Source organism: Mycobacterium heckeshornense, assembly GCF_016592155.1.
Classification (GTDB): Bacteria; Actinomycetota; Actinomycetes; order Mycobacteriales; family Mycobacteriaceae; genus Mycobacterium; species Mycobacterium heckeshornense.
Genome location: NZ_AP024237.1, coordinates 3,294,359 through 3,307,987, shown reverse-complemented (window position 1 = coordinate 3,307,987; position 13,629 = coordinate 3,294,359). Strand labels below are relative to the sequence as shown.

Here is a 13,629-nt window from a genome sequence, read left to right as displayed (position 1 = left end):
GTGCTGGGCGCCATCGCGATCATTCCGTCAGCACCACTGCTGGTTCCGCAACTCGCCGGAGCGGCCGCAGCTGACCTGGCCGACCTTCGCGAGGCGGTGATCGCCGCTACCGCCTCGCTGCCGGCGCGCTGGATTGCCGTCGGCTCGGGACGTTTCGACAGCGTGGTCGGGCCCGAGAGGGCCGGCACTTTCGCCGGTTTCGGGGTCGAGCTGCCGGTGCGGCTCTCGCCGGATGCCGACCGCCGGCCCGACGAACTGCCACTGTGTGCCCTGATCACCGCGTGGACACGTGAGCAGGTCCAGCCGCATGCCCGGGCCGAAGTGCGCGTCTACGCCGACGACCACCGCGTCGAGGCCGCGGTTGCCCGGGGCCGGTGTCTGCGCACCCAGATCGACCAGCTGGTCGAACCGACGGGGGTGTTGATCGTCGCCGACGGTGCCAATACCTTGACTCCGGCGGCCCCGGGCGGCCACCACCCGGGCGACGTCGACGTTCAGCTCGCGCTCGATGATGCGCTGGCCTGCGGTGATGCGGCTGCGCTGACCCGGCTGCCGACCCGGGTTGTCGGGCGGGTGCCGTTTCAGGTGCTGGCCGGGCTGGCCGAGCCGGCGCCGCGATCGGCCAAGGAGCTCTACCGCGGAGCGCCCTACGGCGTGGGCTACTTCGCCGGTGTCTGGCAGCCGTGACCAGGCCGCTGGCGATTGTCGGCCCCACCGGTACCGGCAAGTCGCAGCTGGCGCTCGACGTCGCCGAACGGCTCGGCGGGGAGATTGTCAACGCCGACGCTATGCAGCTCTACCGCGGTATGGACATCGGCACCGCCAAACTGCCGGTTGCCGAGCGTCGCGGCATCCCGCACCATCAACTCGACGTCCTCGACGTCACCGAGACCGCGACCGTCGCCCGCTACCAGCAGGGCGCTGCGGCCGACATCGAAGCGATCATGGCCCGGGCAGCGGTGCCGATCGTGGTCGGCGGGTCGATGCTCTACGTTCAGTCCCTGCTCGACGACTGGTCGTTTCCGGCGACTGACGCGGCCGTGCGGGCCAGGTGGGAGCAGCGGCTCGCCGACGTCGGGCCCGCTCGACTGCATGCCGAGCTAGCCAGCCGCGACCCGGCAGCCGCCGCCGCGATCTTGCCCAGCGATGGCCGCCGCATCGTGCGCGCGCTGGAGGTCATCGAACTCACCGGGCAGCCGTTTGTCGCCTCGGCACCGCCGATCGGCGCAGCACGCTGGGGCACCGCGATCATTGGATTGGATTGTGAGACTTCAGTTCTCGACGAGCGGCTGGCCCAGCGCACCAAGACCATGTTCGAGCGCGGGCTCGTTGGCGAAGTGGCGGGCTTGCTCAACCGGGGGCTGCGCGACGGCGTCACCGCGTCACGGGCGCTTGGCTACGCGCAAGTGATCGCCGCGCTAGATGCCGGTGGCACCTCGGAGTTGCTCGACGAGGCGCGCCGGCAGACCTACATCGGCACCCGCCGCTATGTGCGGCGGCAGCGGTCCTGGTTTCGCCGCGATCACCGTATCCGCTGGCTGGACGCCGCCGCGCCCAAGCGCGCCGACACCGTCGACGCGGTGCTGCGGGCCTGGCGCCACGTATCCTGAGCGTGTGATCCGCGCCGACGACGATGATGCCGGCGCAGCCGGGATCGAGGAGTGGCGCCGATGATTTTCGCCGACGACGATGATGCCGGCGCAGCCGGGATCGAGGAGTGGCGCCGATGATTTTCGCCAAAGGCCACGGCACGCAGAACGATTTTGTGCTGCTGCCTGACCCGGAGGCGAAGCTGACCCTGACTGCGCAGGCGGTGGCCGCGCTGTGTGACCGCCGTCGTGGCCTTGGCGCCGACGGGGTTTTGCGGATCACTACCGCGGCCGCCGCGCAGGCTGCGGGCGTGCTCGACCGTCTGCCTGACGGCGTCGACGCCGGCGACTGGTACATGGACTACCGCAACGCCGACGGCTCGATCGCCCAGATGTGCGGCAACGGCGCCCGGGTGTTCGCACACTACCTGCGGGTCAGCGGGCTGGAGCGGCGCGACGAATTCGTGGTCGGATCGCTGGCCGGGGCTCGCCCGGTCACGGTGCACGACGTCAGCCCGGAGCACGCCGACGTCACCGTCGATATGGGCAAGGCCAACCGCCTCGGCACGAGCGAGGCCGTGGTCGCAGGCAGGCGATTCAGCGGCCTGGTGATCGATGTGGGCAACCCGCACCTGGCGTGCCTGGACCCGCAACTCACGGCTGAAACGTTGGCCGCCTTGGATATTGGAGCACCGGTGGATTTCGACCGAGCACAGTTCCCGGACGGGGTCAACATCGAGATCCTCACCGCCCCGGACCGTGGCGCGGTGTTGATGCGGGTGTACGAACGTGGGGTCGGTGAAACCCGCTCGTGCGGCACCGGAACCGTGGCCGCCGCGGTCGCGGCGTTGGCGCATACCGGCGCCACCACCGGCACACTCGCCGTGCAGGTGCCCGGCGGTGAGGTCACCGTCACCCTCACCGAGGCCACCAGCTACCTACGCGGGCCGTCGGTGCTGGTCGCCGCCGGTGAAGTGAACAAGGAATGGTGGCGACGCCAGCAGCGTTAATTCGGGTGCGCACCGCCGGTTCGGCGTGCACCATCGGTAATTGCCTATGACACATCCGGAATCTCCCGATCAGACGGTGGTTAAGCCCAGCACGGGCGAGTTGGCCCTCGACGACCGCTCTGCGCTGCGCCGGGTCGCCGGGCTGTCGACCGAACTCGCCGACATCTCCGAGGTCGAGTACCGCCAGCTGCGGCTGGAACGTGTCGTGCTCGTCGGCGTGTGGACCGAGGGCAGCGCCGCCGACGCCGAGGCCAGCCTGGCCGAGTTGGCAGCACTCGCCGAAACCGCCGGCTCCCAGGTGCTCGAAGGTCTGATCCAGCGCCGCGACAAACCGGACCCGTCGACCTACATCGGCTCGGGGAAAGCCCAGGAGCTGCGTGAGGTAGTGCTGGCCACCGGCGCCGACACTGTGATCTGCGACGGCGAGCTATCGCCGGCGCAGCTTACCGCGCTGGAGAAGGCGGTCAAGGTCAAAGTCATCGACCGCACCGCGCTGATCCTCGACATCTTCGCCCAGCACGCCACTAGCCGGGAAGGCAAAGCGCAAGTGTCGCTCGCGCAAATGGAATACATGCTGCCGCGGCTGCGCGGCTGGGGCGAGTCGATGTCGCGGCAGGCCGGCGGCCGGGCCGGCGGCAGCACCGGCGGCGTGGGCCTGCGCGGTCCCGGTGAGACCAAGATCGAGACCGATCGCCGCCGCATCCGCGAGCGGATGGCCAAGCTGCGCCGCGACATCAAGGGCATGAAACGGGTCCGCGACACCCAGCGGCGTCGCCGACTGGCCAGCGACGTGCCGTCGATCGCGATCGTCGGCTACACCAACGCCGGCAAGTCCAGCCTGCTCAACGCCCTCACCGGTGCGGGAGTCCTGGTCGAGGACGCGCTGTTTGCCACCCTGGAACCCACCACCCGGCGCGGGCAGTTCGACGACGGGCGGTCCTACGTGGTCAGCGACACCGTCGGTTTCGTGCGCCACCTGCCAACGCAGTTGGTCGAAGCGTTTCGGTCCACGCTGGAGGAAGTCGTCGACGCCGACCTGCTGGTGCATGTCGTCGACGGCTCCGACGTCAATCCGCTCGCGCAGATCAGCGCGGTGCGCCAAGTGCTCTCCGAGGTGATCGCCGACCACCACGGCGATCCGGCGCCGGAGCTGCTGGTGGTCAACAAGATCGACGCCGCCGGCGATCTGGCGCTGGCCAAGCTGCGTCGCGCCTTGCCGGGGGCGGTGTTCGTCTCCGCCCGCACGGGGGAGGGCATCGACATCTTGCGCACGCGCATGGCCGAGCTGACTGAGCTCGCCAAGCCCACCGACACCGCCGTCGACGTGGTGATCCCGTACGACCGGGGCGATCTGGTGTCGCGTGTGCACACCGACGGCCGTGTGCAGAAAGCCGAACACCACGCGCACGGCACCCGGATCAAGGCGCGGGTTCCGGTCGCGCTGGCAGCCAGTCTGCGCGAATTCGCCGCGGCGGGTACTCAGGCAACAACCTCGTAGACGTCGCCGGCCGGCGCGGCCAGCAGGCGCCCGGCTAGGTTGGCCTTCAGCTCATTTAGCCGGGTCTCCTCGGCGCCGTCGCGGTCGGGTTTGCCTGCGAGGTCGATGAATTCCTCGGTGACGAAGCCGTCTCGCAGCAGCAGGGTCGCGGACCGGTTACCGAGGTGAACCTCGAACACGAAGCTTTGCAGCAGCCGGCCACGCTCGGGCCGCGTCAAGCCGAGCTCGACCGTGTACCGCCCATCGGTGACCGCCCTGGTGACCATTTCGAACCCGTCGCGCGCGCCCGGCCCTTGGAACGCGGTGCGAACCACGACGCAGCGCCGCGGCGGCGGTTCGGTCGGTGACAGCAATTCGAACGCGCACTGCATGACTTGGAAAGCGATCGCGACGCCGGCAGGTGAGTACGGGCCGGCGTAGCGCAGCAGGTCGGCGACGGTGAACTCGAGAACCTGCCCGCGCTCTTGCACCCGGAGCTTTTCGGCCATGGGCCGAGGGTAGGCGCAACCGCAAGTCCGCCCAACCATCCGGTTGGTATATCTTGGGCGGCAAAGCCGCGTCCTCCGGAGGTCCTCATGGATAGTGCCGTCAAATACGAGCGCACCCTGTTCGAACCCGAACACGAACTGTTCCGGGAGTCTTACCGGGCGTTCCTCGATCGCCACGTCGCCCCCTACCACGACGAGTGGGAAAAGGCGAAGATCGTCGACCGCGGGGTGTGGCTGGAGGCCGGCAAGCAGGGCTTTCTGGGCATGGCGGTGCCCGAGGAGTACGGCGGCGGGGGTAACCCCGACTTCCGCTACAACACGATCATCACCGAAGAGACCACCAGGGGACGCTACAGCGGAATCGGGTTCGGGCTGCACAACGACGTGGTCGCACCCTACCTGCTTCGGTTGGCGACCGAGGAGCAGAAGCAGCGCTGGTTGCCCAAATTCTGCACCGGCGAACTCATCACCGCGATTGCCATGACCGAGCCCGGCACCGGCAGCGACTTGCAGGGCATCAAAACCCGCGCCGTCAAGCACGGCGACCACTACGTGCTCAACGGTGCAAAGACGTTCATCACCAACGGCATCAACTCCGATTTGGTGATCGTGGTGGCCCAGACCGATCCCGACAAAGGTGCGCAAGGCTTTTCGCTGCTCGTAGTGGAACGTGGCATGGAGGGGTTCGAGCGCGGCCGTCATCTGGACAAAATCGGCTTGGATGCACAGGACACCGCCGAACTGTCCTTCACCGACGTCAAAGTCCCGGTGGAGAACTTGCTCGGCGAGGAGGGCAAAGGGTTCATCTACCTCATGCAGAACCTGCCCCAGGAGCGGATCTCGATCGCCGTCATGGCCGCCGCCGCGATGGAAACGGTGCTTGAGCAGACATTGCAATACACCAAGGAGCGCAAGGCTTTCGGCAGGCCCATCGGTAGCTTCCAAAACAGCCGATTTCTGCTTGCGGAGTTGGCGACCGAGGCCACCGTGGTGCGGATGATGGTCGACGAGTTCATCCGACTGCACCTTGACGGCAAGCTCACCGCTGAGCAGGCGGCCATGGTCAAGTGGTATTCGACGGAAAAGCAGGTGCACCTGGTCGATCGCTGCCTGCAATTGCACGGCGGGTACGGGTATATGCGCGAATACAGCATCGCGCGGGCATACCTGGATGCCCGGGTGCAGACGATCTACGGCGGCACCACCGAGATCATGAAGGAGATCATCGGCCGCAGTCTTGGTGTCTAGTGTCGGGGCGCTAGCCCGGCTTGTGCGCGTCGTGGGCCTGATGAGCTTGGCGCAACAGCTCGACCAGGTCGCCTTCCTGGCTGATTAGGGCTTTGTATTTGCTTGGCAGCGCGCATATTCGGCGTTCCTCGTCAAGCAGCTGGGCGAAGATCTTCTCCCGTTCAACCGGATCCGCTTCGTAACGTTGGTCGAGGTATTCGGCCGCGTGGCGGCGGACGCGCGCGATAGCGTTTTGGGCCCGTCCTCGCATCGACAGCGACGACACGAGCGTTGTGATGAGCAGGATGAGGCTGATAACGGCCAACGACGCGGTGGTGCTCACTTGCGCCACCGAAACCGGCTTGCCGCCGTTGATGAACGCAATGTTGTTCTCTCGCAACGCCTGAAGCATCAGTTTCACGCCGATGAATGCAAGTATCAGCGCCAGCCCGTAGGACAGGTACACCAGCCGGTAGAGCAGCCCGTCGATCAGGAAATACAGCTGACGCAGGCCCAGCAGCGACAGGGAGGTGGCGGCAAATATCAGGTGCACGTTTCGGGAGAGGCCGAACAGCGCCGGCCCCGAGTCGAACGCGAACAGCAGGTCGGTGCCACCCAAAGCCGCCATCACCAGCAGCATCGGCGTCATCACCCGCCTGCCGTTCTCGACGATGAACAACCGGTCTCCGTCGTAGTTGTGCGAAGTGCGCAAGAACCGCTTGGCGACGCGGATGACCAAGGTATCTGCGGCCCGATGTTCGGCCGCCTCGGGTTTGGCAAGAAACACCGCCGTCACCAGCAAAACCAGCGCAAAGAGGTAAAAAGCCCAATCGAAAATCCTGACAAACGCGGCACCCAGGAGGATGAATCCGGTACGCGCGACGAGCGCGAAAACAATGCCGAACAACAACGCTTTTTGCTGGGCAACCCGAGGCACCACGAAGCTAGCCATGATCACCAGAAAAACGAGCAAATTATCAACCGATAACGCCTCGTTGCTGAGGTAACAGACGAAATACTCAATGCCCGCCGCGGCGCCGCCCACCATTACCACCACGCCGCCGAACACAATCGCCGCGCCGATGTAGGCCGCCGACCAGACAGCGGCATCGCGCACAGTGGGCACGTGCGACCTGCGGACGTGGAAGAAGTAGTCGAATACCGCCAAACCTACGACGACTGCGATGGTCAGGCCCCAGACCAATGCGGAAACGCCCATGTGGTGCTTAATTCCTCCCCGGCATGCGCGCACGGCCTTCGGCCTCGGATCGGGGCGCTTCCGCGACGTGGAGAACCAGCCTTGCGGAGTGAAGCCCCAATCCGGGACGGTAACGCAATCCGCGCGCGAGATGTACCGGCCACGCCCGCGACACCGGTACGGTGTGCATCATTTCGGCATCGGCTGGGTATCTCTTTCCGTAATGTCTGTACTGTGACTTCGCAATTGCGGTCGGGTGCTAAGAAGGCATTCTGGCGCGACCATGATGCGGACCCGCGTGAAGAGGAGTCCCCCAATCGGAGCGCGCGAGATCTAGCCAGAGCCGCGGCCGGGGCGGGCCGATGACAATGCGGCGAGGCGGGCTGGTGGGCCGTGCGGTGCTGACGCTGGCCGCCGCGGTAGTCCCCGTGGCGTTGGCGCCGCTTGCGTCGGCGTCCCCGGAAGGCGACGCCGACGCCGCGATCACCGCGGCATGGGAAGCCGGCGGTGGCGCCGAGTCGCGTCTTGGCCCGAAGCAGGGCCAGGTCTACGCCGTCGGCGACGGCTTCGTCCAGGACTTCGCCGGCGGCAAGATGTTCTTCACCCCCGCGACCGGGGCCAGATCGTTGTACGGGCCGATTCTGGACAAATACGAATCACTGGGCGGACCGGCCGGCAGCGATTTGGGGTTCCCGACCATGAGCGAAGTACCCGGCCTGGCCGGACCGGACACCTTGGTCAGCACATTCTCCGCGAGCGACAAGCCCGTGATGTTCTGGTCGGCCGCCCATGGCGCGTTCGTGGTGCGCGGGGCGATGAACGCCGCATGGGACAAGCTGGGCAGCTCGGCCGGGCCGCTGGGCGTACCGGTCAGCGACGAAACCTACGACGGCGAAATCGCCACCCAGTCGTTCAGTGGCGGACGCGTGTCATGGAACCGGCTGACGAAGGTGTTCGCCACGGTTCCGCCGGAGTTGGCGCAACAACTGGCGGGCCTTCAGGTGCCCATCGATCCCACGGCGGCGATCAACACGGCCTGGCGCGCGGCCGGCGGAGCGTCAGGTCCGCTGGGCGCCAAGGTGGGCGGGCAATACCCGGTGGGCGGCAACGGGTTAGCCCAGAACTTCGTGGGCGGGAAGGTGTTTTTCAGCCCGGCCACCGGGGCCAACGCCGTGGCGGGCGACATCCTGGCGAAATACGAGTCACTCGGTGGGCCAGTCGGCAGCGACCTGGGCTTGCCGACGGCAAACGAAACCGATGGCGGCATCACACCGGCCAGTCGCCTCAGCACTTTTTCCGCCGCGGACAAGCCGGTGATTTTCTGGACACCCGCCCACGGTGCCTTCGTCGTGCGAGGCCCGTTGAGAGCCGCGTGGGACAAGCTCGGCGGTGCGAAAGGCAAGCTCGGCGTGCCGGTCGCTGATCAGACGGTGAACGGCGATGTGGTGTCGCAGAAATTCGCCGGCGGCACGATCTCCTGGAACCGCACCGCGAACACCTATGCCGCCGAGCCGCCGGGCCTGGCATCGTCGCTGTCAGGTTTGCAGGTGCCGGGCCAAGCCCCACAGAGCCGGCCCGCCACGCCCGCTGGCGGAAATACCACCCGGCGTTGGTGGTGGCTTCTGGCGGCTGCGCCGGTGCTGCCCGTGGTGGGTCTGCTGGTATGGGCGACAGTGTGGGCACGCCGGCGCCGGGTCGCCGCGCGGCGTGACACCACCCGGGAAGCGCCCGGCGATGAGGCACCCACCAGCTGCGCATCCGGGCCGACCGCCGGCGACGAGTGGGCGGTCGATGCCGCACGTGACCGCGGTGCGTCACCGTTCGCCCGGGCGTACCCGCAGATGCCGGGTCAGACTTGGCCGATGGCCGCACCGGATCAGGCTGCGCCGGCGACGGATCGGATGCCCGCTGCGGGATACACAACCGCGGGACCGGCCGACACCGGGCCCGCGGGCAGCGCTCCCGCGCGCTTCGACGATGAAATCGGTGTGGACGACCCCGACGCGGTCGACACCGCCCCGACCCGCATTCCCGCGGAAGCCCACGTGCGGACGACTGGACGGCATGCGGCCGCCGAAACCGACGAAGACGCCGACGCGCGGACGGCGGCCAAGCCTATGATCCACCTTCCGCTGGAGGATCCGCGTGAGGCACCGCAGGGATATCCCGTCAAGGGCAATGCCCGCTTCGGCCTGTATTACACGCCCGACAGCGCGCTCTACGACGACGCCTTTGCCGAAATCTGGTTCGCCAGCGAAGAAGTCGCACGCGCCAACGGCTTCATCAAGGCCAGCTAGTGGGGCCGGGACGGGTTAGATTTTGCGGATGACGGTGACGACCTTGCCCAGGATCGCGGCGTCGTTGCCGGGGATCGGGTCGAACGCCGGGTTGTGCGGCATCAGCCAGACCTGACCGCCGGTGCGTTTGAACGTCTTGACGGTGGCTTCACCGTCGATCATGGCTGCGACGATGTCGCCGTTATCGGCCACGTTTTGCTGCCGCACCACCACCCAGTCGCCGTCGCAGATCGCGGCGTCGACCATCGAGTCGCCGACGACCCGCAGCAAGAACAATGCACCCTCACCGACGAGCTCACGTGGCAACGGAAAAACGTCTTCGACCGCTTCCTCGGCGAGGATCGGCCCACCCGCCGCGATGCGGCCCAGCACCGGGACGAACGTGGGCTCAGGCAAGGCGTCCGAGCCGGAGACGTCGGTGAGAACAGGCGCTGCGGTGTCATCGGCTCCGCGGACGTCCACTGCGCGCGGGCGGTTCGGGTCGCGTCGCAGGTAGCCTTTGCGCTCGAGGGTGCGCAACTGATGAGCCACCGACGATGTCGAGGTAAGCCCCACCGCGTCACCGATCTCGCGGATGCTCGGCGGATATCCACGGCTGGTGACCGAGGCGCGGATGACGTCCAGGATGGTGCGCTGCCGCTCGGTCAGCGCTGAATCCGCAGCTCGCGGGCGGCGGCCGATGCCGGCGGGGGTGTCGGTGCTATCGCTCATAGCTCCTCAATGTAGCCCCATGTCGACCGATCCTCAAACATTTGTTCGACATGTGTCGCGTGGTGTCGCCCCTGCGGGTGGATCACCCCGGAACGGCTCGGGATGGGGTGTCGGTGCCATCGCCTACAGTTCAATCGCTCGGCAACAATTCGATCACGCGTTCGGATATGTGCATCGAATCGAACGCACGATCGAATATAGTCGAACATGCGATCGACCATGACGGGATGGGAGGACCACATGACGCTCATTGAGGCAACGCGATCGGCCGTCGGGTATCCGGGACGCCCAACGCCGACGGGCTGCCCGCACGCGTGGCGACGGCCTGGGCCGGCCCGCCCGCGGGTTGCTCCGCCGCGTTACCGCGGCACCGGTGTCTGGATGTCCACGGCGCCACATCACCGGCGTCCGATCAGGCCCGCCACTACGGTGGGCCTCGCCTTGCTGGCGGCAATGATCACCCTCTGGTTGGGGGTGGTCGCACACTTCGGCGAGGCGGTCGATGGTGCGGCCGGTAAGGCCGGGCCGATGCCGGCTCGGCTCGCCGTGGTGCGGGTTGATGCCGGCGAGACCCTGCCGCACCTGGCCGCCCGCGTGGCGCCCGACGCTCCGGTCGGTCAGGTCATCCAGCGCATCCGTGAGCTGAACGACCTGCAGTCGCCGACGCTGACGGCGGGCCAAACGCTGATCGCCCCGGTCGGCTGACGCGCCCGATGCAGCGCGAAACCAGCGCTGGCCCAACCGGGGTCGGTGGTGGTGAAAACCTGCCGAGCAAGGCGGTCGTGGCCCTTGCGCGGAGCTCACAGGTACTCTCGAAGTCGTCTGAGGTCTGTCGGCAGGACGAAGGAGCGGTCATGCACTGTCCGTTCTGCCGCCATCCTGATTCCCGGGTGGTCGACTCCCGAGAGACCGACGAAGGCCAGGCGATTCGGCGGCGCAGGTCGTGCCCGGAATGTGGCCGGCGCTTCACCACCGTTGAGACAGCGGTGTTGGCCGTCGTCAAACGCAGCGGCGTGACTGAACCGTTCAGCCGGGAGAAGGTCATCAGCGGTGTGCGCCGGGCATGTCAGGGCCGCCAGGTCGACGACGATGCGCTGAACCTGTTGGCCCAGCAAGTCGAAGACACCGTGCGCGCGAAGGGGTCGCCTGAAGTCCCGAGTCATGAAGTCGGGCTGGCGATCCTCGGCCCGCTGCGCGAACTCGACGAGGTGGCCTATTTGCGGTTCGCCTCGGTCTACCGGTCGTTTTCCTCGGCCGACGACTTCGAACGGGAGATCGAGGCGCTGCGGGCACACCGCAAGGTCTCCGCGCCGAAGTGAGCGGGCGCGGGGAATGCGCCCGACACATCGTCGTTAGGCTTGCGGTATGCCTGCTGAGCTGCATCCCGACCTCGAAGCGTTAGCACCACTGCTGGGCACCTGGGCGGGCCGCGGTTCGGGCAAGTATCCGACAATCGAACCCTTCGAATACCTCGAAGAAGTGGTGTTCTCCCATGTCGGCAAGCCTTTTCTGAGCTACGGGCAAAAGACCAAAGCGCTCGCCGATGGCGCGCCGCTTCATGCCGAAACCGGATACCTTCGCGTTCCGCAACCGGGCCGGGTCGAGCTGGTTTTGGCCCATCCCAGTGGCATCACCGAAATCGAGGTGGGCACGTACTCCACGATCGGCGACGTCATCGACATCGAGTTGGCCTCGTCGGCGATCGGGCTGACGCCGACTGCCAAAGAGGTGACTGCACTGGGCCGGCATTTTCGCATCAAAGCCGACGAGTTGCGGTATTCGGTGCGCATGGGTGCCGTTGGACAGCCGCTGCAAGACCACCTGAGCGCGGTGTTGCACCGCACCGGATGACCGGCTTGGGTGCCTTCACACCACGTGCATCACACCGTCGCTGACCACGCGACCGGCAACGCGGACCCAGCCTTCCGGATTCCAGGTGGTCTGAATTACCGAACCTTTGCCCTGGGTGATCGTGAGGTCGCGACTTAGGTAGTCGGTGATCCGGACAGCCGCGGCCCCGGTCGCTTCGTCTTCGGGCACACCGATATTGCCGGCGAACATCCGCGCACGCACCAGCCCCGCGGACTGGTCGGTCCAGGTCCACAGGTAGTGCTGGATGTCGTCGGGATAGTCCGCCGGGCTGGCGGCGAAAAGCTCGTCAAGCGAATCCAGATCGTGGATCGCGAACTCTGGAGCCCATTCCGAGCGTGCGCTGATGGCGGTGAGTTCGCCGACGTAGCTCACTTGTACGATGCCGGCCGGCACCTGCAAAGTGCGAATCGGCATAGCCTGTTCACGAAGCCACCACGACGCTCCCACGGTGGGGTGGCCGGCGAACGGAAGTTCGGTCAGCGGCGTGTAGATGCGGGCGTGCGCGGTGGTCGAACCCGGTGTCGGTGGATCAACGAAAATCGTTTCGCTGTAACCCAATTGACGCGCCAGGCTTTGCCGCCGCTGGGGTTCCACAGTGCGGGCATCGATGACGGCGAGCGGGTTTCCGAAGTTGCCGTGCGGGTCGGTGAAAACACGCAGCACCGTGACATCGATCGCCATGGGCTGACTGTACGATGCGGTGCCCGCAGGCGATCAGGTGGCGCTGCGTTCGTCGGCGCCCATGGCGTTGAGTACAGCCACGCGGGTGTCGACCGGGCCGGATACGGTGCGTTCGCCGCCACCGGTGCGCAACAGTTCGCGCAGCATGTTCTGGTCGTATTCGGCCGGCTCGGTGGTGTCGATGAAGCGCTCGACCACCTCGATAAACCGGTTGGGATCGTCGTGGAAGGGAAAGTGCCCGGAATTTTCGAAAATCTCCAGCCGTGAGCCGGGCATCGCGGCGTGCGCCATCCAAGCGTGGCTGACCGGGACGACCACGTCGTCTGTTCCCCAAATCAGTTGTACTGGAACAGATTTCGTCAGATAACAGCGATCGAGCATGGTTACCATCTGGCCGCGCCAGTCCACCACTGCCCGCAACGTGCGGGTGAAAGCCGACGACGCCTTGGGCTCAGGCAAGTCGGCCAGGATCCGCAGCACATCCGGCAGGTCGCGGCCCAGGGCCGTCGAACCGAACAGCCTGCCCGCTGCGCGCCCGGCGATCTGCAACGACGGCAGCACCAACGGCAGCCGCAGCAACGCCAGAGCTTCGCCACCCATCGGCAGCGACGCCCAGCGCAAGACGATGTTGACGTCCTTGGTGACGCCGCCGGTGGCGACCAGGACTAGCCGTTCGACCAATTGCGGAAACTGGTAAGCGAATTGCATCGCCACCCCGCCGCCGAGCGAATGACCCACCACGGTGACTCGGTCGATATCGAGGACGCTCAACAGGTCTCGCATGCCGTTGGCGTACGCCGCGACCGAATAGTCCGCGCGGGGTTTGTCGGACTGACCGTGGCCGAGTAGATCGGGAGCAATGACGGTGAACCGCTGTGCGAGTTTGGCCTGCACCGTCGCCCATGTGGTGGAGTTGTCGGCGATGCCGTGAATCAGCAGGATCGCCGGCCCTGAGCCGGCGATCCGGAACGCCCGTCGATAGCCGTGGATGGTGCGAAACTGCAGTGACGGTGTCACCTCGCGCACCGGCCGGAGGTGGGGCTTGCGCTTGGTCATGT

The 13,629-nt window shown here is 66.7% G+C and carries 14 protein-coding genes; 9 read left to right on the top strand and 5 right to left on the bottom strand.

Annotated elements, in window-relative coordinates:
• The 4 genes from MHEC_RS15885 to hflX all read left to right on the top strand — a co-directional run bounded on the left by MHEC_RS15885 (nucleotide 1) and on the right by hflX (nucleotide 4,097).
• A complete protein-coding gene (locus MHEC_RS15885) occupies nucleotides 1-687 on the top strand; it encodes a class III extradiol ring-cleavage dioxygenase family protein (RefSeq protein ID WP_048891585.1) in 687 nt (228 codons plus the stop codon).
• The gene (miaA, locus tag MHEC_RS15880; protein ID WP_048891584.1) at nucleotides 675-1,610 is read left to right on the top strand and encodes a tRNA (adenosine(37)-N6)-dimethylallyltransferase MiaA; all 936 of its coding nucleotides are present in this window, start codon (nucleotides 675-677) and stop codon (nucleotides 1,608-1,610) included. The genes MHEC_RS15885 and miaA overlap by 13 nt, the downstream gene beginning before the upstream one ends.
• Before the next feature lie 116 nt (nucleotides 1,611-1,726).
• On the top strand, nucleotides 1,727-2,599 hold the full coding sequence (gene dapF, locus MHEC_RS15875; protein WP_048891634.1) for a diaminopimelate epimerase: 873 nt from the start codon (nucleotides 1,727-1,729) through the stop codon (nucleotides 2,597-2,599).
• A gap of 46 nt (nucleotides 2,600-2,645) precedes the next feature.
• Nucleotides 2,646-4,097, top strand: a complete 1,452-nt coding sequence (gene hflX / locus MHEC_RS15870) for a GTPase HflX (protein WP_048891583.1) — start codon at nucleotides 2,646-2,648, stop codon at nucleotides 4,095-4,097.
• On the opposite strand, the gene MHEC_RS15865 is transcribed toward hflX, so the two are convergent.
• Complete coding sequence (locus tag MHEC_RS15865; RefSeq protein ID WP_048891582.1) at nucleotides 4,079-4,585, bottom strand: hypothetical protein; 507 nt, start codon at nucleotides 4,583-4,585, stop codon at nucleotides 4,079-4,081. The two genes, hflX and MHEC_RS15865, sit on opposite strands and share 19 nt — an antisense overlap.
• 87 nt (nucleotides 4,586-4,672) lie before the next feature.
• On the opposite strand from MHEC_RS15865, the gene MHEC_RS15860 reads away from it, so the two are divergent.
• The gene (locus MHEC_RS15860; protein WP_048891581.1) at nucleotides 4,673-5,833 is read left to right on the top strand and encodes an acyl-CoA dehydrogenase family protein; all 1,161 of its coding nucleotides are present in this window, start codon (nucleotides 4,673-4,675) and stop codon (nucleotides 5,831-5,833) included.
• 10 nt (nucleotides 5,834-5,843) lie between these two features.
• Here MHEC_RS15860 and MHEC_RS15855 read toward each other — a convergent pair whose 3' ends face one another.
• Nucleotides 5,844-7,031: a TerC/Alx family metal homeostasis membrane protein gene (locus MHEC_RS15855; protein ID WP_048891580.1), complete on the bottom strand. Its 1,188-nt coding sequence runs from the start codon at nucleotides 7,029-7,031 to the stop codon at nucleotides 5,844-5,846.
• Between the two features lie 341 nt (nucleotides 7,032-7,372).
• On the opposite strand from MHEC_RS15855, the gene MHEC_RS15850 reads away from it, so the two are divergent.
• Nucleotides 7,373-9,307 (top strand): sunset domain-containing protein, encoded by a 1,935-nt coding sequence (locus MHEC_RS15850; protein WP_048891579.1) that lies wholly within the window; start codon nucleotides 7,373-7,375, stop codon nucleotides 9,305-9,307.
• Nucleotides 9,308-9,322: 15 nt separating this feature from the next.
• On the opposite strand, the gene lexA is transcribed toward MHEC_RS15850, so the two are convergent.
• Nucleotides 9,323-10,018: a transcriptional repressor LexA gene (gene lexA / locus MHEC_RS15845; protein WP_048891578.1), complete on the bottom strand. Its 696-nt coding sequence runs from the start codon at nucleotides 10,016-10,018 to the stop codon at nucleotides 9,323-9,325.
• 219 nt (nucleotides 10,019-10,237) lie between these two features.
• On the opposite strand from lexA, the gene MHEC_RS15840 reads away from it, so the two are divergent.
• From MHEC_RS15840 to MHEC_RS15830, 3 genes are all read left to right on the top strand, one after another.
• The gene (locus MHEC_RS15840; RefSeq protein WP_071700074.1) at nucleotides 10,238-10,723 is read left to right on the top strand and encodes a LysM peptidoglycan-binding domain-containing protein; all 486 of its coding nucleotides are present in this window, start codon (nucleotides 10,238-10,240) and stop codon (nucleotides 10,721-10,723) included.
• Between the two features lie 149 nt (nucleotides 10,724-10,872).
• Nucleotides 10,873-11,337 carry a transcriptional regulator NrdR gene (gene nrdR / locus MHEC_RS15835; protein WP_048891633.1) on the top strand — a complete coding sequence of 155 codons (465 nt, stop codon included), beginning with the start codon at nucleotides 10,873-10,875 and terminating at the stop codon, nucleotides 11,335-11,337.
• Nucleotides 11,338-11,383: 46 nt separating this feature from the next.
• Complete coding sequence (locus tag MHEC_RS15830) at nucleotides 11,384-11,869, top strand: peroxynitrite isomerase (RefSeq protein ID WP_048891576.1); 486 nt, start codon at nucleotides 11,384-11,386, stop codon at nucleotides 11,867-11,869.
• A gap of 15 nt (nucleotides 11,870-11,884) precedes the next feature.
• Here MHEC_RS15830 and MHEC_RS15825 read toward each other — a convergent pair whose 3' ends face one another.
• Nucleotides 11,885-12,571, bottom strand: coding sequence for a PhzF family phenazine biosynthesis protein (locus tag MHEC_RS15825; RefSeq protein WP_048891575.1), 687 nt, complete (start codon nucleotides 12,569-12,571; stop codon nucleotides 11,885-11,887).
• 33 nt (nucleotides 12,572-12,604) lie between these two features.
• Nucleotides 12,605-13,627 carry an alpha/beta fold hydrolase gene (locus tag MHEC_RS15820; protein ID WP_048891574.1) on the bottom strand — a complete coding sequence of 341 codons (1,023 nt, stop codon included), beginning with the start codon at nucleotides 13,625-13,627 and terminating at the stop codon, nucleotides 12,605-12,607.
• Between the last annotated feature and the right edge of the window lie 2 nt (nucleotides 13,628-13,629).

Coding starts and splice junctions, on each gene's coding strand:
- dapF (WP_048891634.1), top strand. CDS start 1,727: ATGATTTTCGCCAAAGGCCACGGCACGCAGAACGATTTTGTGCTGCTG.
- hflX (WP_048891583.1), top strand. CDS start 2,646: ATGACACATCCGGAATCTCCCGATCAGACGGTGGTTAAGCCCAGCACG.
- MHEC_RS15865 (WP_048891582.1), bottom strand. CDS start 4,585: ATGGCCGAAAAGCTCCGGGTGCAAGAGCGCGGGCAGGTTCTCGAGTTC.
- MHEC_RS15860 (WP_048891581.1), top strand. CDS start 4,673: ATGGATAGTGCCGTCAAATACGAGCGCACCCTGTTCGAACCCGAACAC.
- MHEC_RS15855 (WP_048891580.1), bottom strand. CDS start 7,031: ATGGGCGTTTCCGCATTGGTCTGGGGCCTGACCATCGCAGTCGTCGTA.
- MHEC_RS15850 (WP_048891579.1), top strand. CDS start 7,373: ATGACAATGCGGCGAGGCGGGCTGGTGGGCCGTGCGGTGCTGACGCTG.
- lexA (WP_048891578.1), bottom strand. CDS start 10,018: ATGAGCGATAGCACCGACACCCCCGCCGGCATCGGCCGCCGCCCGCGA.
- MHEC_RS15840 (WP_071700074.1), top strand. CDS start 10,238: ATGACGGGATGGGAGGACCACATGACGCTCATTGAGGCAACGCGATCG.
- nrdR (WP_048891633.1), top strand. CDS start 10,873: ATGCACTGTCCGTTCTGCCGCCATCCTGATTCCCGGGTGGTCGACTCC.
- MHEC_RS15830 (WP_048891576.1), top strand. CDS start 11,384: ATGCCTGCTGAGCTGCATCCCGACCTCGAAGCGTTAGCACCACTGCTG.
- MHEC_RS15825 (WP_048891575.1), bottom strand. CDS start 12,571: ATGGCGATCGATGTCACGGTGCTGCGTGTTTTCACCGACCCGCACGGC.
- MHEC_RS15820 (WP_048891574.1), bottom strand. CDS start 13,627: ATGACCAAGCGCAAGCCCCACCTCCGGCCGGTGCGCGAGGTGACACCG.